This is a genomic window from Mesorhizobium sp. BE184, assembly GCF_031457045.1.
Classification (GTDB): Bacteria; Pseudomonadota; Alphaproteobacteria; order Rhizobiales; family Rhizobiaceae; genus Mesorhizobium.
On record NZ_JAVDVU010000003.1, the window covers coordinates 377,364 to 396,005 of the forward strand.

The 18,642-nt window shown below is 62.0% G+C and carries 18 protein-coding genes; 17 read left to right on the forward strand and 1 reads right to left on the reverse strand.

Annotation, left to right across the window (positions count from 1 at the left end; translation table 11 throughout):
- The first annotated feature begins 359 nt into the window (after positions 1-359).
- From J2X35_RS15480 to J2X35_RS19860, 10 genes are all read left to right on the forward strand, one after another.
- Positions 360-1,598, forward strand: coding sequence for an ABC transporter substrate-binding protein (locus J2X35_RS15480; protein WP_310187063.1), 1,239 nt, complete (start codon positions 360-362; stop codon positions 1,596-1,598).
- Positions 1,599-1,677: 79 nt separating this feature from the next.
- Positions 1,678-2,580, forward strand: a complete 903-nt coding sequence (locus J2X35_RS15485; protein WP_056111866.1) for a carbohydrate ABC transporter permease — start codon at positions 1,678-1,680, stop codon at positions 2,578-2,580.
- Complete coding sequence (locus J2X35_RS15490) at positions 2,577-3,518, forward strand: carbohydrate ABC transporter permease (RefSeq protein WP_056111863.1); 942 nt, start codon at positions 2,577-2,579, stop codon at positions 3,516-3,518. Before J2X35_RS15485 ends, J2X35_RS15490 begins: the two co-directional genes overlap by 4 nt.
- A 5-nt stretch (positions 3,519-3,523) precedes the next feature.
- Positions 3,524-4,612, forward strand: coding sequence for an ABC transporter ATP-binding protein (locus J2X35_RS15495; protein ID WP_310187066.1), 1,089 nt, complete (start codon positions 3,524-3,526; stop codon positions 4,610-4,612).
- A 40-nt stretch (positions 4,613-4,652) separates the two neighbouring features.
- Complete coding sequence (locus tag J2X35_RS15500; protein WP_056111857.1) at positions 4,653-5,399, forward strand: sugar phosphate isomerase/epimerase; 747 nt, start codon at positions 4,653-4,655, stop codon at positions 5,397-5,399.
- Between the two features lie 11 nt (positions 5,400-5,410).
- Positions 5,411-6,553 (forward strand): Gfo/Idh/MocA family oxidoreductase, encoded by a 1,143-nt coding sequence (locus tag J2X35_RS15505; protein ID WP_310187068.1) that lies wholly within the window; start codon positions 5,411-5,413, stop codon positions 6,551-6,553.
- A gap of 228 nt (positions 6,554-6,781) precedes the next feature.
- A complete protein-coding gene (mgrA, locus tag J2X35_RS15510) occupies positions 6,782-7,831 on the forward strand; it encodes an L-glyceraldehyde 3-phosphate reductase (RefSeq protein ID WP_310187070.1) in 1,050 nt (349 codons plus the stop codon).
- 107 nt (positions 7,832-7,938) lie between these two features.
- Positions 7,939-8,343, forward strand: coding sequence for a Fur family transcriptional regulator (locus J2X35_RS15515; protein ID WP_310187073.1), 405 nt, complete (start codon positions 7,939-7,941; stop codon positions 8,341-8,343).
- 67 nt (positions 8,344-8,410) lie between these two features.
- Positions 8,411-9,064, forward strand: a complete 654-nt coding sequence (locus tag J2X35_RS15520) for a DUF433 domain-containing protein (RefSeq protein ID WP_310187074.1) — start codon at positions 8,411-8,413, stop codon at positions 9,062-9,064.
- Between the two features lie 27 nt (positions 9,065-9,091).
- Positions 9,092-9,466, forward strand: coding sequence for a DUF5615 family PIN-like protein (locus J2X35_RS19860; protein ID WP_405023232.1), 375 nt, complete (start codon positions 9,092-9,094; stop codon positions 9,464-9,466).
- Here J2X35_RS19860 and polA read toward each other — a convergent pair whose 3' ends face one another.
- A complete protein-coding gene (gene polA / locus J2X35_RS15525) occupies positions 9,467-12,418 on the reverse strand; it encodes a DNA polymerase I (protein WP_310188704.1) in 2,952 nt (983 codons plus the stop codon).
- A 325-nt stretch (positions 12,419-12,743) separates the two neighbouring features.
- Here polA and J2X35_RS15530 point away from each other — a divergent pair, with 325 nt between their 5' ends.
- The 7 genes from J2X35_RS15530 to lspA all read left to right on the forward strand — a co-directional run bounded on the left by J2X35_RS15530 (position 12,744) and on the right by lspA (position 18,604).
- On the forward strand, positions 12,744-13,700 hold the full coding sequence (locus J2X35_RS15530; protein ID WP_244478764.1) for a lipid kinase: 957 nt from the start codon (positions 12,744-12,746) through the stop codon (positions 13,698-13,700).
- A gap of 75 nt (positions 13,701-13,775) precedes the next feature.
- Complete coding sequence (locus J2X35_RS15535) at positions 13,776-15,161, forward strand: M20/M25/M40 family metallo-hydrolase (protein ID WP_310187077.1); 1,386 nt, start codon at positions 13,776-13,778, stop codon at positions 15,159-15,161.
- A 10-nt stretch (positions 15,162-15,171) separates the two neighbouring features.
- A complete protein-coding gene (locus tag J2X35_RS15540; protein ID WP_310187079.1) occupies positions 15,172-15,792 on the forward strand; it encodes a ribonuclease D in 621 nt (206 codons plus the stop codon).
- Positions 15,793-15,862: 70 nt separating this feature from the next.
- Positions 15,863-16,072 carry a hypothetical protein gene (locus J2X35_RS15545; RefSeq protein ID WP_310187082.1) on the forward strand — a complete coding sequence of 70 codons (210 nt, stop codon included), beginning with the start codon at positions 15,863-15,865 and terminating at the stop codon, positions 16,070-16,072.
- A gap of 215 nt (positions 16,073-16,287) precedes the next feature.
- Positions 16,288-17,274, forward strand: coding sequence for an RsmD family RNA methyltransferase (locus J2X35_RS15550; RefSeq protein WP_405023237.1), 987 nt, complete (start codon positions 16,288-16,290; stop codon positions 17,272-17,274).
- Entirely contained in the window at positions 17,271-18,125 is an 855-nt protein-coding gene (locus J2X35_RS15555) for an RNA methyltransferase (protein WP_310187087.1), read from the forward strand. Before J2X35_RS15550 ends, J2X35_RS15555 begins: the two co-directional genes overlap by 4 nt.
- Positions 18,122-18,604 carry a signal peptidase II gene (gene lspA, locus J2X35_RS15560; RefSeq protein WP_310187089.1) on the forward strand — a complete coding sequence of 161 codons (483 nt, stop codon included), beginning with the start codon at positions 18,122-18,124 and terminating at the stop codon, positions 18,602-18,604. The genes J2X35_RS15555 and lspA overlap by 4 nt, the downstream gene beginning before the upstream one ends.
- Positions 18,605-18,642: the final 38 nt, after the last annotated feature.

An 18,642-nucleotide genomic window follows, 5' to 3' on the forward strand; every position in this document is an offset into this window, starting at 1 on the left:
TGGTCCCGCCCGGCCGGCGCATAGCAGGAGCGGGCAAGCCGCGCAATCGTGCTTCCCTCGGCCCTGGCTGCACTTTTGGAATAAACTGAAACGTTACAGATTGCAAAGAGGGATAGCTTAGAGCAGGGATGTTCCCGACGAGATATGCCTTCTGGATGGCGACTCGAGTGGGCAAAAGCACATTCGAGGCGCATTTTGCAGCGCAAAAGAGATTGTTGCGCATCGCAACATTGCCAAACGCCGGAGAGATGTCCTTTTTCTTCGGCTCACGAAAAAATTGTCCAGCTCTGGCTTGCGAGTCTGCGCCAATTGCTTTATCGAAAATCTGTAACGTTTCAGATTTCTGGGAGGAGACCGAAATGCGATTTAAAATGATGGCTGCCGCGCTGGCTGCTTCCGTGACTTTGCCATTCGCAGGAGTTGCTTCGGCTACGGACCTTGAGGTCACGCATTGGTGGACCTCGGGTGGAGAGGCCGCCGCCGTTGCCGAGCTCGCCAAGGCGTTCGATGCGACCGGCAATCACTGGATTGACGGCGCGATCGCCGGTTCCGGGGGTACGGCGCGGCCGATCATGATCAGCCGCATTACCGGCGGCGACCCGATGGGCGCCACCCAGTTCAACCATGGCCGCCAGGCGGAAGAGCTGGTCCAGGCCGGGTTGATGCGCGACCTCACCGATGTCGCCACCAAGGGCAAATGGACCGAGGTGGTCAGGCCGAAGAGCCTGCTCGACAGCTGCACCATCGACGGCAAGATTTATTGCGTGCCGGTGAACATTCACTCCTGGCAGTGGCTCTGGCTGTCCAATGAAGCCTTCGAGAAGGCAGGCGTTCCGGTGCCGAAGAATTGGGACGAGCTCGTCGCGGCAGCGCCGGCGCTCGAAAAGGCCGGCATCGTTCCGCTCGCGGTCGGCGGTCAGCCCTGGCAGTCGTCCGGCGCCTTCGACGTGCTGATGGCGGCGATCGGCGGCAAGGATACGTTCCTGAAGGTCTACGAGGCCAAGGACGCCGAATTCGCGGCCGGGCCTGAGATCGCCAAGGTATTCAAGGCGGCGGACGACGCCCGCAAGATGGCCAAGAACACCAATGTGCAGGACTGGAACCAGGCCACCAACATGGTCATCACCGGCAAGGCGGCCGCGCAGATCATGGGCGACTGGGCGCAGGGGGAATTCCAGGTCGCGGGCAAGACTGCCGGCAAGGATTACAGCTGCCTGCCCGGCCTTGGCCTCAATCCGATGATCGCCACGGGCGGCGACGCCTTCTATTTTCCGCTGCTCAAGGATGAGGAGAAATCCAAGGCGCAGGGCGTGCTGGCCGAAACGCTGCTCGACCCCAAGACGCAGGTCGCCTTCAATCTGAAGAAGGGCTCGCTGCCGGTGCGCGGCGACGTTGACCTGAACGCTGCCAACGACTGCATGAAAAAGGGTCTCGACATCTTGGCCAAGGGCGACGTCATGCCGTGGACCGACCAGCTTCTGTCGCAGGATACGCAGAAGCAGAAGGAGGATCTGTTCTCCGAATTCTTCGCCAATCAGAGCATGACACCGGAGGACGCGCAGAAGCGCTTCGCCGATATCATCGGCTCGGCCGACTGACCGCTCGGCCGATCCGATCATCCCGGTCCCGCGCGGCGGCGGGACCGGGATCCCGCGACCTGTCCTCATCGGTGCAACCATGTCCGTCAGCATGAAGAGTGAACGCCCGAGCCGGCTGTTCCGCAATCTCAATGCGAAGATCGCGTCGGTTCCGATGATCCTGACCGCGCTCGTCGTCTTCGTCGGCGGCACGGCGTGGACGGTTCTCTATTCCTTCACCAATTCGCGGTTGCTGCCGCGGCTGAATTTCGTCGGTCTCGACCAGTATTACCGGCTGTGGGCGGCGCCGCGCTGGCTGGTCTCGATCGAGAACCTTCTGATCTACGGCGTACTGTCGCTGATCTTTTCGCTGGTCATCGGCTTCCTGCTGGCGGCGATGCTCGACCGGAAAATCCGCTTCGAGGATACATTCCGCACGATCTTCCTCTACCCGTTCGCGCTGTCCTTCATCGTCACCGGCCTTGTCTGGCAGTGGCTGCTCAATCCGGAGTTCGGCATCCAGGGCGTGATCCGCGGCCTTGGCTGGGAAAGCTTCAATTTCGACCCGCTCTACAATTCCAGCATCGTCATCTACGGCGTGCTGATCGCGGCGCTGTGGCAGGGGACCGGGCTGGTCATGTGCCTGATGCTGGCCGGCCTGCGCGGCATTGACGAGGACATATGGAAGGCGGCGCGCGTCGACGGCATTCCGACCTGGCGCACCTATGTGTCGATCATCATCCCGATGATGCGGCCTGTTTTCATCACCACGCTGGTGATCATCGCTTCGGGTATCGTCAAGGTCTACGACCTCGTCGTGGCGCAGACCTCGGGCGGTCCCGGAATCGCTTCGGAAGTTCCGGCGAAATATGTCTACGACTACATGTTCTTCGCCCAGAACCTCGGTCAGGGTTTCGCCGCCTCGACCATGATGCTGCTGACAGTGGTGATCGTGATCGTGCCGTGGGCCTATCTGGAATTCGGGCGGAGGGGCAGGACATGAGCAATCCGGCTGTCCTGTCATCGACCATAGCCGGCGCCGATGCGGTGCGCGGCGAGCTAAGCGGACCGCGCGGGCCAAAGCCGCGCAGTGTCCTGTCACGCCGCAACATCTTTCTCTACGGCACGCTTTTCCTCGTCGCGGTCTACTATTTGCTGCCCCTCTACGTGATGGTGGTGACGTCGCTGAAGGGGATGCCGGAAATCCGGCTTGGCAATATTTTCTCGCCGCCGGTCGAAATCACCTTCGAACCCTGGGTAAAGGCCTGGTCGACGGCCTGCACGGGATTGAATTGCGACGGCCTTTCGCGCGGCTTCTGGAACTCGGTGCGCATCACCGTTCCCTCCGTCATCCTGTCGATCGCGCTCGCCTCGGTGAACGGCTACGCGTTGGCCAACTGGCGCTTCAAGGGCGCCGACATCTTTTTCACCATCCTCATCGTCGGCGCCTTCATCCCCTATCAGGTGATGCTCTACCCGATCGTCATCATCCTGCGCGAGATCGGCCTTTACGGCTCGCTCTGGGGGCTGGTGCTGGTGCACTCGATCTTCGGCATGCCGATCCTCACCCTGCTGTTCCGCAACTACTTCGCTTCGCTGCCGGATGAGCTGTTCAGGGCCGCGCGCGTCGACGGCGCCGGCTTCTGGGGCATCTACCTGCGCATCATGGTGCCGATGTCGATGCCGATCTTCGTCGTCGCACTGATCATCCAGATTACAGGCATCTGGAACGACTTCCTGTTCGGCGTCGTCTACACGCGGCCGGACACCTATCCGATGACCGTGCAGCTCAACAACATCGTCAATTCGGTGCAAGGCGTGAAGGAATACAACGTCAACATGGCGGCGACGCTGATTACCGGACTGGTGCCGCTGATCATCTACTTTGTCTCGGGCAAGCTGTTCGTGCGCGGCATCGCCGCGGGCGCTGTGAAAGGGTGACCCGCATGAATGTAGCAAACGCCAGCGTCTCCGTGCAGGATTTGTCACTGAGTTTCGGCTCGGTCACGGTGCTCAAGTCGCTCAATCTCGATGTCGCCGAGGGCGAATTCGTCGTGCTGCTCGGGCCGTCCGGCTGCGGCAAGTCCACGCTGCTCAACTGCATCGCAGGCCTGCTCGACATTTCGGACGGCCGCATCTTCATCAAGGGCAAGAACGTCACCTGGGAAGAGCCGGCTGACCGGGGCATCGGCATGGTGTTCCAGTCCTATGCGCTTTACCCGCAGATGACTGTCGAAAAGAACCTTTCGTTTGGATTGAGGGTCGCCGGCACGCCCAAGGACGAGATCGACAAACGCATCGCGCGCGCGGCCGAAATCCTCCAGATCGGCCCGCTGCTGCAGCGCAAGCCGGCGGCGCTTTCTGGCGGTCAGCGGCAGCGGGTGGCGATCGGCCGGGCGCTGGTGCGCGATGTCGACGTCTTTTTGTTCGACGAGCCATTGTCCAATCTCGACGCCAAGCTGCGCTCCGAACTGCGCGTCGAGATCAAGCGCCTGCACCAGAAGCTCGCCAACACCATGATCTACGTAACCCACGATCAGATCGAGGCGATGACGCTGGCCGACCGCATAGCGGTGATGCGTGGCGGGGTCATCCAGCAGTTCGACGCGCCACAGGTGATCTATAATCGCCCGGTCAACCGCTTCGTCGCCGGGTTCCTGGGTTCGCCCGGCATGAATTTCCTTGATGGCAGACTGGAAAACGACGGTGGCTGGCATTTCGTCGCCGGTGAATTGAAGGTGCCGCTGGCGAGCTACGATTTCGAGCGCGAGCCGTCACCGGGAGCTTCGGTTTTCGGCATCCGGCCAGAACATGTCGGGCTGAACAGCGGCTCCGGCTGGCCGTTCACCGCCCAGGCGACCGTCGACGTGGTGGAGCCGATGGGGTCCGATACGCTGGTCTGGCTCAAGCTTGCGGACCAGAATTTCACCGTGCGCGTGACCTCCGAGCGCGCACCGCAATCGGGCGAAAGCGTCGAGATCGGTTTCGATCCGATGCGCGCCTCGCTGTTCGACGAACAAGGCAACCGGCTGTGAGGCCGGTCGAGATACATCAAAGGCAGGATGGACGAACATCATGAACTGGTCATTCCAACTCTACAGCGCGCGCAACTTCCAGCCCTGGAACAAGGTTCTGAAAATGCTGGGGGATCTTGGCTACAAGGAAGTCGAGGGTTTCGGCGGTGTCTATGACGATCCCGCCGCGTTTCGCGCCGAGATGGACAGGAACGGCCTTTCGATGCCGACCGGGCACTTCTCCATCGACGCCCTGGAAAACGATTTCGACGGCGTGCGGCGGATCGCCGACGCCCTCGGCACCACGACATTGATCTGTCCCTATCTGCAGCCGGAGGCTCGGCCATCCGACGCCGCCGGCTGGCGAGGCTTTGGCGAGCGGCTCGCCGCCGTCGGCGAGAAGGCCGGCAAGGCAGGCTACGGCTTTGCCTGGCACAACCACGATTTCGAATTTCAGCCACTCGCCGACGGTTCGGTGCCGCAGCAGCTTATTCTGGACGCCGCCCCCGGCGTTGGCTGGGAAATCGACGTGGCGTGGGTCATCCGCGGCGGCGCCGATCCCGCGCCATGGCTCGACAAATACGGACGCCGCGTGGTTGCTGTCCATGTCAAGGACATGGCCAAGCCGGGCCAGGGCCTGGACGAGGACGGATGGTCCGATGTCGGCCATGGCAGCATCGACTGGGCGGCGCTGATGAAGACGTTGCGCGCGAAGACCGACGCCAGATACTACATCATGGAACAGGATAATCCGAACGACATCGAGCGCTTCGCAAGCCGCTCGCTCACCTCGGTCAAATCATATTAGGAGAAGACGAAATGCCCAGGAAACTTGGGGTCGGCGTCATCGGGTGCGGCAATATCTCGGCGGCTTATTTCCGGCTGTCGCCGATGTTCCGCGGCTTCGAAATGCGCGCCTGCGCCGACATCAACATGAATGCGGCCAAAGCCCGGGCGAAGGAATTCAAGCTTCGCGCCGAGACGGTCGATGGGCTGCTTACCGCCGCCGACATCGACATCGTCGTCAACCTGACGATTCCCGCCGTGCACTACGAGATTTCGCGGCGGATTCTCGATGCCGGCAAGCATGTCTATTCGGAAAAGCCCTTCGTCCTTTCCATTAGCGAAGGTCTGGACCTGAAGAAGCGGGCCGAGAAGAAGGGCCTGCGCATCGGCTCGGCGCCGGACACGTTCCTCGGCGGCGCGCACCAGCTGGTGCGCAACGTCATCGACAGCGGCAAGGTCGGCAAGATCACCAGCGGCACCTGCTTCGTGATGAGCCACGGCATGGAGAACTGGCATCCGAATCCTGACTTCTTCTTCCAGCCGGGCGCCGGGCCTATCCTCGATATCGGGCCTTACTACGTCACCAATCTGATCCAGCTGATCGGTCCCGTGAAGCGGGTCGCAGCTTTCGCCACCACGCCGGCGAAGGAACGCACCATCGGCTCCAAGCCGCGCCGGGGCGAAAAGATTCCCGTGACGACGCCGACCACCATCCACGCCATCCTCGAATTCGCCAATGAAGCGGTCGTGACGCTGAACGCGTCCTGGGACGTGTGGAACCACGGCCATGCGCCGATGGAGCTTTATGGCGAGAACGGCACCGTCTTCGTACCCGACCCGAACTTCTTCGGCGGCGATGTCCGCTTCACCAAGCAGGGCAAGCCGGTGAAGGCGCTGCCGAAATGGGATCATCCCTTCGCGGTGCTGAACGAAAAGCACTCGCACGGCATGATGGCGAACTACCGTACCGCGGGGCTCGCCGACATGGCGCTGGCGATCGCCGGCGACCGGCCGCACCGCTGCTCGATGGAACTGGCGCTGCATGCGGTGGAGGTGATGACCGGCATCCTGAAATCGGGCGATAGCGGCAAGTTCGTGGCGATGCAGACGACATGCGAGCGGCCGGCGGCGCTGGGGATCCGGGAAGCGGGAGCGCTGCTGGCGAAGAAGATGTAGCGCGCTTTGCCCTCCCCCTTGCGGGGAGGGGCGGCGAGCGGACCAGACGAAATGAGGTTCGGGAGACGGCGGTGGGGGTGACTACAATGTATCTTTGCACCCAAAATAATCCGACAAATCTTGACACCCCCACCCCGTTCCGCATTGTCGCTGCGCGACATGCTTCACGACCCTCCCCACACGGGGGAGGGTAAACAGCGGTCTGCCTCGCATTCCAAGGATTGATCCATGCCCTACACCCCCGCCGCCGATCGCTACGAGAACATGATCTACAACCGCTGCGGAAAGTCCGGCCTCAAACTGCCGGCCATCTCGCTCGGGCTGTGGCACAATTTCGGCGGCGATACCCCGCATCGGACGAAGCGGGAAATCTGCCAGAAGGCGTTCAACCTCGGCATCACCCATTTCGACCTCGCCAACAATTACGGTCCGCCTCCGGGTTCAGCCGAAGTCGCGTTCGGCGAAATCCTGCGCAACGACTTCGCCGGCTACCGCGACGAGCTGATCGTCTCGACCAAGGCCGGCTACGACATGTGGCCGGGGCCGTATGGCGAATGGGGCAGCCGCAAATACCTGCTGGCCAGCCTCGACCAGAGCCTGAAGCGCATGGGTCTCGACTATGTCGATATCTTCTACTCCCATCGCTTCGATCCGAACACGCCGCTGGAAGAAACGATGGGCGCGCTGGACCATGCCGTGCGCTCCGGCAAGGCGCTCTATGCGGGCATCTCCTCCTACAATTCGCAGCGTACGCGCGAAGCCTCCGAAATCCTGCGGCGCCTCGGCACGCCCTGCGTCATCCACCAGCCGAGCTATTCCATGCTCAACCGCTGGGTCGAGGACGATGGGCTGCTCGATACGCTGGATGGCGAGGGCATCGGCTCCATCGTGTTTTCGCCGCTGGCGCAGGGCATGCTGACCGACAAGTATCTGAACGGCATTCCCGAGGGCAGCCGCGCCACGCAGGGCAAATCACTGCGGCAGTCTTTCCTCAGCGAAAGCGCGATCAAAAACATCAAGGCGCTGAACGAGATCGCCAAGCGCCGGGGCCAGACGCTGGCGCAGATGGCGCTGGCGTGGGTGCTGCGCAAGGGCCGCGTCACCTCGGCGCTGATCGGCGCCAGCCGGGCGCAGCAGGTCGAGGATTGCGTCGGCGCGCTGAAGAACTTCGATTTCTCCGATGCCGATCTCGCCGAGATCGACAAGTATGCGCGTGAGGCCGACATCAACCTCTGGGCGCCGTCGGCTGAACGCAAGGGGCCGCCCCGGAAGGTCTGATCCCTCAGCCTTGCCGGTTCGAGCCTGGCGGGTGGAAAATTGCCGTGTTCATGGCTATTTCAGGAAAAGCCGGCCAATATGGCTGCGCTTGAATGGAATAGGAAAGCATGACGGCAAGGACCGCCCTGACGAAAAACCAGACATGGGTGCTGGAGAAGCTTGAAGCGGCGAGCGGGCCGCTCAGCGCGTACATGCTGCTTGACCAGTTGCGCGAGCGCGGCTTCCGCGCGCCGCTGCAGGTTTACCGGGCGCTCGACACGCTGATGAAGGAAGGCTTCGTCCATCGGCTCGAAAGCCTCAACGCCTTCGTCGCCTGCGCCGAGCCACACGAGCACAGCCATTCGATGACGGCCTTCGCCATCTGCGACACCTGCGGCCAGGTGACGGAGTTCTCCGACCATGATGTCGGCCATCAACTCGACGACTGGGTGCGGGCGAACGGCTTCACGCCGAAGAAAGCGATCATCGAGTTCAGGGGCACGTGTGCGAAGTGTCTAGCAGAGGCGGCTTAGCTTACATCAACTTCGCCATGCTTAAAAAATGCCCTATTGTGGACGAAAATTTAGCGTAGAATGAATCATGGATGTTTCGGCACATAACGCTGTTATTTCGGCTTTCTCTGAAGATCATGCGGTCCGCATTACCGGTCTTACCAAAGGCCAACTGCGAGCATGGGATCGGCGTGGGTTTTTTATTCCGAAGCTGGCTTATGAGAAGCGTTATCATGCATATAGTCGTATCTACTCTTTCAAAGACGTAGTGGGCCTCAAGACTCTTTCTGTACTTCGAAATAGATTCCATGTTTCCTTTGTTGAGCTTAAGCGTGTAGCTGCCGAGCTCACTAAACGCGGATACGATCATTGGGCAGATACAAAACTATACGTGGTCAAGAAGGCTATACATTTTTTCGATAGAGATACTGGCAAAGTAGAAAGTCTACGAGATGGACAATTTGCTATGCTTCCTATCATTGATGTTATAAATGAAGTCGAGATAAAAATTACTGAACTAAAAACGAGGAGCAATTCGCAGATAGGCCATGTAAATAGAAATAAATATCTAATGAGGAACTCTTGGGTCGTTTCTGGGACTAGAATACCGACTGCAGCCATTAGAAGATATTTTGATGCTGGGTACTCGGTTGACCACATCCTTAAAGAATACCCGAGTCTTACGCGGGAAGACGTAAGAACTGCGCTTAATCATGAAAATGCACTGGCAAAAAGCGCTTAATCAGTATCATATCGCTAAATGCGATTTATGCTTGATGAAAACGTACCCCGATCGGTAGCAGATAAACTCGAGAATCTCGGTCACGACGTCGAATTTGTTCGTGATGTGCTACCAGTAGGGGCCGTGGATCCATTGGTAGCCGCCGTGGCAGAAAAAGATGACCGAGTCCTTATTTCATTTGACGGAGATTTTGAAAGAATATCTCCAAGAATTCCTAATGGCCAAAAAGCACGATTTCGGCAATTGAGTAGAATTTGGCTTAGATGCAGTGAATTTCAAGCATCTCAGCGGGTTGAAAGAGTTATGTCTTTTATCGAGGCTGAATATAATATTGCCGAAGAGTCCAGGGATGGTAGAATGCTCTTGCAGATTGGTGCCTCATACATAAGGTCAAATCGCTAGCTAATGCGCCTCGTCCCAATTGTCGGCGGCGCGGGCATCGACCTGCAGCGGCACGGATAGCGCGATAGCCGGCATCGCCGCGTTCTCCATCACGCTCTTGACGACCGGGAGGGTCGTTTCGACTTCTGCCTCGGCGGTCTCGAAGATCAGTTCGTCATGCACCTGCAGCAGCATTCGCGCCGACTGGCCGGCCTTGGCCAGCGCCTCGTCCATGCGCACCATGGCGCGGCGGATGATGTCGGCGGCCGAACCCTGGATCGGCGCATTGATCGCGGCGCGTTCGCTGTTGGCGCGGATCGACGGGTTGGAGGCGCGGATTTCCGGATAGTGGATGCGGCGGCCGAAGATCGTTTCGACGTAGCCATTCTCACGGCAGAAGGCCTTGCTCGCTTCCATGTAGTCCTTGATGCCGGGGAAGCGCTCGAAATAGCGCTTGATGTAGTCGCCGGCTTCCTCGCGCGGGATCGACAGCTGATTGGCCAGCCCGAACGCCGAAATGCCGTAGATGATGCCGAAATTGATCGCCTTGGCGCGACTGCGCACCTCGCGCGGCATGCCCTCGACCGGAACGTTGAACATCTCCGACGCCGTCATGGCGTGGATGTCGTCGCCGTCGGCGAAGGCCTGCTTGAGCTGGCGGATGTCGGCGATATGGGCCAGCAGCCGCAGTTCGATCTGGCTGTAGTCGGCCGAGATCAGCTTGTTGCCCTTGTCCGCGATGAAGGCGGTGCGGATCTTGCGCCCTTCCGCCGTGCGGATCGGGATGTTCTGCAGATTGGGCTCCACGGACGACAGCCGCCCGGTGGTGGTCGCCGCCAGCGCATAGGACGTATGCACACGCTTGGTCTGCGGATGGACGTAGCCCGGCAAGGCGTCGGTGTAGGTGGATTTCAGCTTGGTGAGCTGGCGCCAGTCGACGATCTTGCGCGGCAGCTCGTAGCCTTCCGCCGCGAGTTCCTCCAGCAGTTGGGCGGTGGTCGACCATTGCCCGGTCTTGGTCTTGGCGCCGCCCGGCAGGCCCATGCGTCCGAATAATATGTCGCCAAGCTGCTTGGGCGAGCCGATGGTGAAACGCTCGCCCGCCAGCAGGTAGATTTCGTCTTCGAGCGCCGCCGCTCTCTGCCCCAGTTCGCCGGAAAGGCGGGACAGGATCTGGCGGTCGACCGAAATGCCGCGCTGTTCCATGGCGGCAAGCGTCGGCACCAGCGGCCGCTCAAGCCGTTCATAGACCGAGGCCACGCTCTTGGCCGGCAGTCGGGGCTTCAGAACCCGCCACAGGCGCAGTGTCACATCCGCCTGCTCGCAGGCATAGGCTGTGGCGCGTTCGAGCGACACCTGGTCGAAGCCGAGCGCGCCCTTGCCGGTTCCTGTCACATCCTTGAAGGCGATGGTGGCATGACCCAGCCATTTCTCGGAAAGGGCGTCGATGTTGTGGGCGCCGACGCCGGCGTCCAGCGCATAGGAAATCAGCATCGTGTCGTCGAAGGGCCGGATGTCGAGGCCGTGACGCTGCATCATGATGAGATCGAACTTGACGTTCTGCAGGATTTTCAGAACCGAGGCGTCCTCGAGCAAGGGCTTCAGGGCAGCAAGCGCATCGCGGATCGGAATCTGGTTCTCGATCAGGCCGCCGCCAAGAAGATCGCCGTCGCCCGATTTGTGCCCGAGCGGAACATATGCGGCGCGGCCCGGGGCGGTCGCCAGGGAAACGCCGACCAGTTCGGCCTGCATCGGATCGAGGGAAGACGCTTGCGTGTCGAACGCGACCATGCCGGCTTCGCGCGCCTCGGCAATCCAGGCCTGAAGCGTCGGAAGGTCGCGGATGCAGACATAGGCGGCTGTGTCGATCCTGGCATTGACCGCGGCTTCCGCCCGCATCGCCGACAACAGGGAAGGCGAGGGACCTTCATCCTTGCCTGCCGCGCTCATCGCGGCAGCGTCGCCATTGCCCTCCGATCCAGCAGGTTTCGACACCGCGCCCGCGCCGACGTCGGGTCCATGCGCGGCATCGGCGCGCTCGATGGTGAGGCCGGCAGCCTGAACGTCGCTCGCCTCGGTCGCGGTCGCCTCGGCGACGCGGCGGGTCAGCGTCGAGAATTCCATTGCCTTGAGGAAGGAGATCAGCTTCGGACCGTCCGGCTCGTGCAGGACAAAATCGTCCAATCCCTCGCCGGCTGCTACCGGGACGTCGTCCTTCAAGGTCACCAGTTCGCGCGAAATGCGCGCCTTGTCGGCATTATCGATGATCGATTGCCGCCGCTTATCCTGCTTGATCTCGGCGGCGCGCTCCAGCAGCGCGTCGAGCGTGCCGAACTGTTCGAGCAACTGCGCCGCCGTCTTCGGGCCGATGCCGGGCACGCCCGGCACGTTGTCGACGGAATCACCGGTAAGCGCCTGCAGGTCGATCATCTTCTCGGGCGGCACGCCCCATTTCTCGATCACCTCGGGGACGCCGATCTGCCGATCCTTCATCGGGTCGTACATGCCGACCGTCGGTCCGACCAACTGCATCAGATCCTTGTCGGAGGACACGATGGTCGTGTCGCCGCCGGCCTCGCAGGCCAGCCGGCAATAGGTGGCGATCAGATCGTCGGCCTCGAACCCTTCCATCTCGACACAGGGCAGGTTGAAGGCGCGGGTCGCTTCACGAATCAACCCGAACTGCGGGATCAGGTCTTCCGGCGGCGCGGACCGGTTGGCCTTGTATTCGGGGTAGAGGTCGTTGCGGAATGTCTTTGAGGAATAGTCGAAGATAACGGCGAAATGCGTCGGCACCACGCCCGCCTCGGTGTTGCGGGCATCCACCATCAGTTTCCACAGCATGTTGCAAAAGCCGGAGACGGCGCCGACCGGCAGGCCGTCGGACTTTCGGGTCAGCGGCGGCAGCGCATGATAGGCGCGAAAGATGTAGCCGGAGCCATCGACGAGGAAGAGGTGATCGCCTTTTTTCATGGCGAAGGGATAGCGCGGCGCGGCGTTGCGGTCCATGCCAAAGGCGCTCGAGGCTGCTCCTTGCGACGACTTCCTGACATGGCCTGACTGCTCACGGCTATGTTACAAACTTGTAATTTCCATGCCCTTGAATCGCCACGTTCCAGGACCCAGATAGGACCCATCGGCAATTTTCGCCGAGTCCGGAGCAAGGCCCGTCCCCCGCCTATACCGGACACCCTGCGGCAGCCTACCCCCCTCTCCGGGCTGCCGCATCGTTTCGAGTAAAGGCCGCCGTGGTTCCCCCTCCGCCACGGCGGCATTTTTTATGGGTATGGCACAGACATTGAAGAGCAAAACCGCCGGTACCAGGAAATACAGGGCCGCCGGCAAGGGTGCTGCGAAGAAGCCCGCCGCGCGGCGCGCCTTGCTGCTTTTGAATGAAAAAGCCCGCCGCGGCTCGATGCCGCTCAACGACATCCTGCAGAGATTCGAGGCCGGCGGACTTGCCGTTACGGTCGAGCCTTTTTCTGCGCTACCCGAACTTGCGCGTGACATCACGCGGCTGCGTGAAAGCGCCGATTGCATCGTCGTCTGCGGCGGCGACGGCACCGTTTCCTCGGCCGCCATGGCGGTCATGGAAAGCGGCCTGCCAATGGGCATCCTGCCGATGGGCACAGCCAATGACCTGGCCCGCACGCTCGGCCTGCCGATGGATATCATGCAGGCGGTCGACATGATCGTCGGCGGCTACGAACGGCGCATCGATGTCGGCTCTGTGAACGGCCACGCCTTCTTCAACGTCGCCTCGATCGGGCTGAGCACCAAGCTCGCCCAAGGGCTGAGGCCCGAGATCAAGCGCCGCTGGGGCCGGCTCGGCTATGCCGTCGCGGCGTCGCGCGTGCTCTACAAGGCGCGGCCCTTCACCGCCTGGATTCGCGAGAAGGGCGAGACGGTCAAGGTCAGGACCTTCCAGATCGCCATCGGCAATGGCCGTCACTATGGCGGCGGCAATGTCGTGGAAGCGAGCGCCGCGATTGATGACGGCCATCTCGATCTCTACAGCCTGGAAATGGGCAATGTCTGGAAGCTGGCCCTGATGCTGCGTTCGTTCCGGTCCGGCACGCATGGCGCCTGGAACGAGGTGCGGACGGCGCGCTGCGTGCAGTTCGACGTGACCACCAAGCTGCCGCAACCGATCAACACCGATGGCGAGATCGTCACCGCGACGCCGGCCACGTTCAGGGTGCATCCCGAAGCGATTGCCGTCTATGCGCCGCCGGGAACCGACGACTCGCCGTGATGTACGATGCGGGGTGTTTCCACCCCGCCGCAAAATGCTCTAGGGTCGCGGCGGATTCGCTTTCCAGGAACTTTCATGACCGCGCTTGCTCCCGTTTTAGACCGTCTCGACCAAAATCTGGACCAGAGCCTCGACCGGCTGTTCGACCTGCTCAGGATCAAGTCGATATCGACCGATCCCGAATTCGCCGCCGAATGCCGTAAGGCCGCCGACTGGCTGGTGGAAGACCTGAAATCCATCGGTTTCGAGGCCAGCGTTCGGCCGACGCCGGGCCACCCGATGGTGGTCGCCCACCACGACGGACCGGCGGGCAGTCCGCATATATTGTTCTACGGCCATTACGATGTGCAGCCGGTCGATCCGCTGGAGCTTTGGGAGAACGATCCGTTCGATCCCGCGCTGAAGGAGATCGAGCCCGGCCGCAAAATCATCACCGGACGCGGCTCTTCCGACGACAAGGGCCAGTTGATGTTGTTCGTCGAGGCATGCCGGGCCTGGAAGGCGGTGCATGGTTCATTGCCTTGCCGCATCACCATCCTGTTCGAGGGCGAGGAGGAATCCGGTTCGCCCTCGCTCAGGCCTTTCCTCGAAGCCAATGCGGCGGAACTGAAGGCGGATTTCTCGCTGGTCTGCGATACCGACATGTGGAACGAGGAGACGCCCTCCATCTGCACGTCACTGCGCGGGCTGGTGGGCGAGGAGATCACCGTCAAGGCGGCGAACCGCGACCTGCATTCGGGCATGTATGGCGGCCCCGCCGCGAACCCGATCCGCATCCTGGCAAACCTGCTGGCTGACATCCACGACGAACAGGGCCGGGTGACGATCCCCGGCTTCTATGATGGAGTTGAAGAAACGCCGTCGCAGATACTTCAAGGCTGGGAAGCCTTGGGCGAAACCGCCGAAAGCTTCCTCGGACCGATCGGCCTGTCGATACCGGCCGGCGAAAAAGGCCGTCCGGTGCTGGAGCTTCTGTGGGCGCGGCCCACCGCCGAATTCAACGGCATCACCGGCGGCTACACCGGCAAGGGGTTCAAGACCGTCATCGCGGCCGAGGCTTCCGCGAAGATTTCATTCCGCCTCGTGCATGCGCAGGACCCGAAGAAGATCCGCGCCGCTTTCCGCCAGTTCGCCGCCGAGCGCGTACCGGCCGACTGCAGCATCGATTTCCACGAGCATGGCGGCTCGCCGGCAATCCAGCTCTCCTACGATTCGCCTTTCCTGACCGGCGCCAAAGACGCGCTGACGGAGGAATGGGGCAAGCAGGCGGTGATGATCGGCGGCGGCGGCTCGATCCCGATCGTCGGCGACTTCCGCAGCTATCTCGGCATGGAATCGCTGCTGGTCGGATTCGCCCTGCCGGATGACCGCATCCATTCGCCGAACGAGAAATACGACCTGAAATCGTTCCACAAGGGTCAGCGCTCATGGGCGCGGATCCTCGACGCCCTGACAAGCTGAAAGCTTCCCGATGAATACGATCCGTTTCCACAAGGGCGACCTGCCGGACCTGTCGAATTACGATGTCGATGCGGTTGCCATCGATACCGAGACTCTCGGCCTCAACCCGCACCGCGACCGGCTGTGCGTGGTGCAGATATCACCGGGCGACGGCACCGCCGACGTCATCCAGATCGCGCCGGGGCAGAAGCGGGCGCCGAACCTGGTCAGCATGCTTCGCAACAGGCGCATCACCAAGCTGTTCCACTATGGGCGCTTTGACATCGCCGTGCTTTACCAGGCCTTCGGCGCGATGGCAGAGCCGGTGTTCTGCACCAAGATCGCTTCGCGCCTGACGCGCACCTATACGGACCGGCACGGCCTCAAGGATATTTGCTGGGAACTGCTGGGCGTCGGCCTGTCGAAGCAGCAGCAGTCGTCGGACTGGGCGGCTGAGACGCTGTCGCCGGAACAGCTGGAATATGCCGCCTCCGACGTTCTCTACCTGCACCGGCTGCGCGAGGTGCTTGCGGGACGGCTGCAGCGCGACGACCGCGTCAAGGAAGCCGACGCCTGCTTCCGCTTCCTGCCGACGCGGGCCAAGCTCGACCTGATGGGCTGGGACGAGGAAGATATTTTCGCGCATAGCTGAAGCCAGCGCTGGAAAAACGGGAACCGGCGGCGCGCCGGGCGCGTTTTGACAGGCTTCGAGGGAGACAATCATGGCTGAACGGCAACCGATATCGAGCGCCCCCAGGGACGGCTCGCGCGTCACGGTTTACTGGACCGACGGCGATGGCGTCATGAACGAATCCATCGGCCGCTGGGACGCTGAGGATTCGGCCTGGTGGGTCTACACCGATGGCCATACCAAGAAAAAGGTCGAGCCGACCACCTGGCGGCCCGCATCGTCGGAAGACGACGGCGACTGACGCCGGCTACGTTCGCACACCTTCTCGCGCACCATGCAGATGCCGGAAGGCCGGCGTTCGCCGATCTTCCCCGCTTTTGCCGCTTGGCTCACGCTAAGCGTCGTGGCAGAAGCGTTTGAACGCTTCGGAGACCTCACCTGTTGAAATCCTCTCGCGACCGACGCCGCGACAGCCGCCCGCCACGCCCGTCACAAGGGCCGGGCCAGACGCGCGACATGCGGCGCGAGGAAAAGCCCTCTGCGGTCATTGCAAGCCCGGCGCAGCCGAAGACGGAGCCGCGCCGGCTTTCCCGCCGGGAAGGCGCGCTACCCGCTGAAAAACTGCCGCTGATCCTCGAGGTGGCGCCCAATGCCGACTATGCGCTGCTCGACAGCGGGGCCGGTCAGAAGCTCGAACAATACGGCCCGTACCGCATTGTCCGCCCCGAGGGGCAGGCGATCTGGCAGCGCGCGTTGCCGGCGAAGGAATGGGAGAATGCCGACGCCGTCTTCACCGGCGATACGGATGAGGAAGGCCTGGGCCGCTGGCGCTTTCCCGGCCAGCCGCTCGGCGAGACCTGGCCGATGAAGCATGACGGTATCGATTATCTCGGCCGCTTCACCTCGTTCCGCCATGTCGGGGTGTTTCCCGAGCAGGCGTCGCACTGGGACCACATGGCGGGACTGATCGCGTCTGCCAAGCGGCCCGTGAAAGTGTTGAATCTGTTCGGCTACACCGGGCTTGCCTCGCTGGTGGCGGCGCGGGCCGGCGCCGAGGTCACGCATGTCGACGCCTCGAAGAAGGCGATCAGCTGGGCCCGGGAGAACCAGGAGATGGCGCGGCTGGCGGAAAGGCCGATCCGCTGGATCGTCGAGGATGCTATGAAATTCGCCGAGCGCGAGGAGCGGCGCGGCAGCCGCTACGACATCGTGCTGTTCGATCCGCCCGCCTATGGCCGTGGACCGAAGGGTGAGGTCTGGCAGCTTTTCGAGGATCTGCCGGCGCTGACGGACATTTGCCGCGCCATCCTGTCGCCAAGGCCGCTCGCGGTGGTTCTGACGGCCTATTCCATCCGCTCTTCGTTCTTCGCCATTCACGCGCTGATGCGCGATACGTTCGCCGGAATGGGCGGGCGGGTTGAATCGGGCGAACTCATTATCCGCGAACAATCCGCCGGCCGGGCGCTTTCGACATCGCTGTTCTCGCGCTGGGTCGCCGCATGAGCGAGCGGCACGCAGGCGCGCCCGGCCAGGTCAAGGAGGTCACCAGCCTTGCCAATCCGCTGGTGAAGGACATCAAGGCGCTGGCCTTGAAGAAATTCCGCGATCAACAGAACGCCTTCATGGCCGAGGGGTTGAAGCTGGTGATCGACGCGCTCGATCTCGGCTGGCAGATCAGGAGGCTGGTCTTCGCCAAGGCCGGCCGCGGCAACGCGGCGGTCGAAAAGGTTGCTGCGCGCACCGTGGCTGCCGGCGGCACCGTGCTCGAAGTTTCGGAAAAAGTTCTCTCCGCCATCACCCGCCGCGACAACCCGCAGATGGTGGTCGGCGTCTTTACGCAGCGCTACCAGCCGCTGAAGGATGTTCGCCCGTCGAACGGCGACGTGTGGGTGGCGCTGGACAGGGTCCGGGACCCGGGCAATCTGGGCACCGTCATCCGCACCGCCGACGCGGTTGGAGCCAAGGGCATAATTCTTGTCGGCGACACCACCGATCCTTTTTCGGTCGAGACGGTGCGCGCCACGATGGGCTCGGTCTTTGCCATGCCAGTGGCGAAGGCGACGATCGAGGCTTTCCTCGCCTGGCGCCGGACCTTTCCCGGCCTGGTCGCCGGAACGCACCTGAAGGGCGCGGTGGACTACCGGTCGGTCGATTTCTCGAAGGGGCCGGTGCTGCTTATGATGGGCAACGAACAGCAGGGCCTGCCGGAAGAGCTGGCATCAACCTGCGACAAGCTCCTGCGCATCCCGCAGGCCGGCCGGGCAGACTCGCTCAATCTTGCCGTGGCCACCGGGGTCATGCTGTTCGAGATCCGCCGCGGGGCGCTGAAACTCGGCCCGGAGACGGCTTCTTGAAAACGCTTTCGCCTTATTTGCTGCTCGTTGCGGTCGCCATCGCGCTCGACCAGTGGATCAAGCATCTGGTCGAGACCACTCTGGCGTTCCAGGAGAAGGTCGATCTGGTGCCGTTCCTGGCGCTGTTCCGCACTTACAACACCGGCATCGCCTTTTCGATGCTGTCGTCGTTCGGCGATACCGGCCTCATCGTCGTTTCGCTGGTTGTCGCCGCCTTCGTGCTCTATCTCGCCACCCGCACGACGCCGGGCCAGGTCATCGCCCGGGTGGGCTTCGCGCTGATCGTCGGCGGCGCGCTCGGCAACCTGATCGACCGGGCCGTCTATGGCCATGTGATCGACTACATCCTGTTCCATACGCCGGTCTGGTCGTTTGCCGTCTTCAACCTGGCGGACGTGTTCATCAGCGTGGGCGCCGCGCTGGTCGTGCTCGAAGAGTTCGTTGCATGGCGCCGTGAGCCTAAACCTTCGAACGATTGATTCAGCGCCACTGGTGTTTCACACTCGGCAGCAATCCG

Coding starts and splice junctions, on each gene's coding strand:
- J2X35_RS15515 (WP_310187073.1), top strand. CDS start 7,939: ATGACGGCAAGGACCGCCCTGACGAAAAACCAGACATGGGTGCTGGAG.
- J2X35_RS15490 (WP_056111863.1), top strand. CDS start 2,577: ATGAGCAATCCGGCTGTCCTGTCATCGACCATAGCCGGCGCCGATGCG.
- J2X35_RS15555 (WP_310187087.1), top strand. CDS start 17,271: ATGAGCGAGCGGCACGCAGGCGCGCCCGGCCAGGTCAAGGAGGTCACC.
- J2X35_RS15495 (WP_310187066.1), top strand. CDS start 3,524: ATGAATGTAGCAAACGCCAGCGTCTCCGTGCAGGATTTGTCACTGAGT.
- J2X35_RS15520 (WP_310187074.1), top strand. CDS start 8,411: ATGGATGTTTCGGCACATAACGCTGTTATTTCGGCTTTCTCTGAAGAT.
- mgrA (WP_310187070.1), top strand. CDS start 6,782: ATGCCCTACACCCCCGCCGCCGATCGCTACGAGAACATGATCTACAAC.
- J2X35_RS15485 (WP_056111866.1), top strand. CDS start 1,678: ATGTCCGTCAGCATGAAGAGTGAACGCCCGAGCCGGCTGTTCCGCAAT.
- J2X35_RS15545 (WP_310187082.1), top strand. CDS start 15,863: ATGGCTGAACGGCAACCGATATCGAGCGCCCCCAGGGACGGCTCGCGC.
- J2X35_RS19860 (WP_405023232.1), top strand. CDS start 9,092: ATGCTTGATGAAAACGTACCCCGATCGGTAGCAGATAAACTCGAGAAT.
- J2X35_RS15480 (WP_310187063.1), top strand. CDS start 360: ATGCGATTTAAAATGATGGCTGCCGCGCTGGCTGCTTCCGTGACTTTG.
- J2X35_RS15505 (WP_310187068.1), top strand. CDS start 5,411: ATGCCCAGGAAACTTGGGGTCGGCGTCATCGGGTGCGGCAATATCTCG.
- J2X35_RS15540 (WP_310187079.1), top strand. CDS start 15,172: ATGAATACGATCCGTTTCCACAAGGGCGACCTGCCGGACCTGTCGAAT.
- J2X35_RS15550 (WP_405023237.1), top strand. CDS start 16,288: ATGCGGCGCGAGGAAAAGCCCTCTGCGGTCATTGCAAGCCCGGCGCAG.
- J2X35_RS15500 (WP_056111857.1), top strand. CDS start 4,653: ATGAACTGGTCATTCCAACTCTACAGCGCGCGCAACTTCCAGCCCTGG.
- J2X35_RS15535 (WP_310187077.1), top strand. CDS start 13,776: ATGACCGCGCTTGCTCCCGTTTTAGACCGTCTCGACCAAAATCTGGAC.
- polA (WP_310188704.1), bottom strand. CDS start 12,418: ATGAAAAAAGGCGATCACCTCTTCCTCGTCGATGGCTCCGGCTACATC.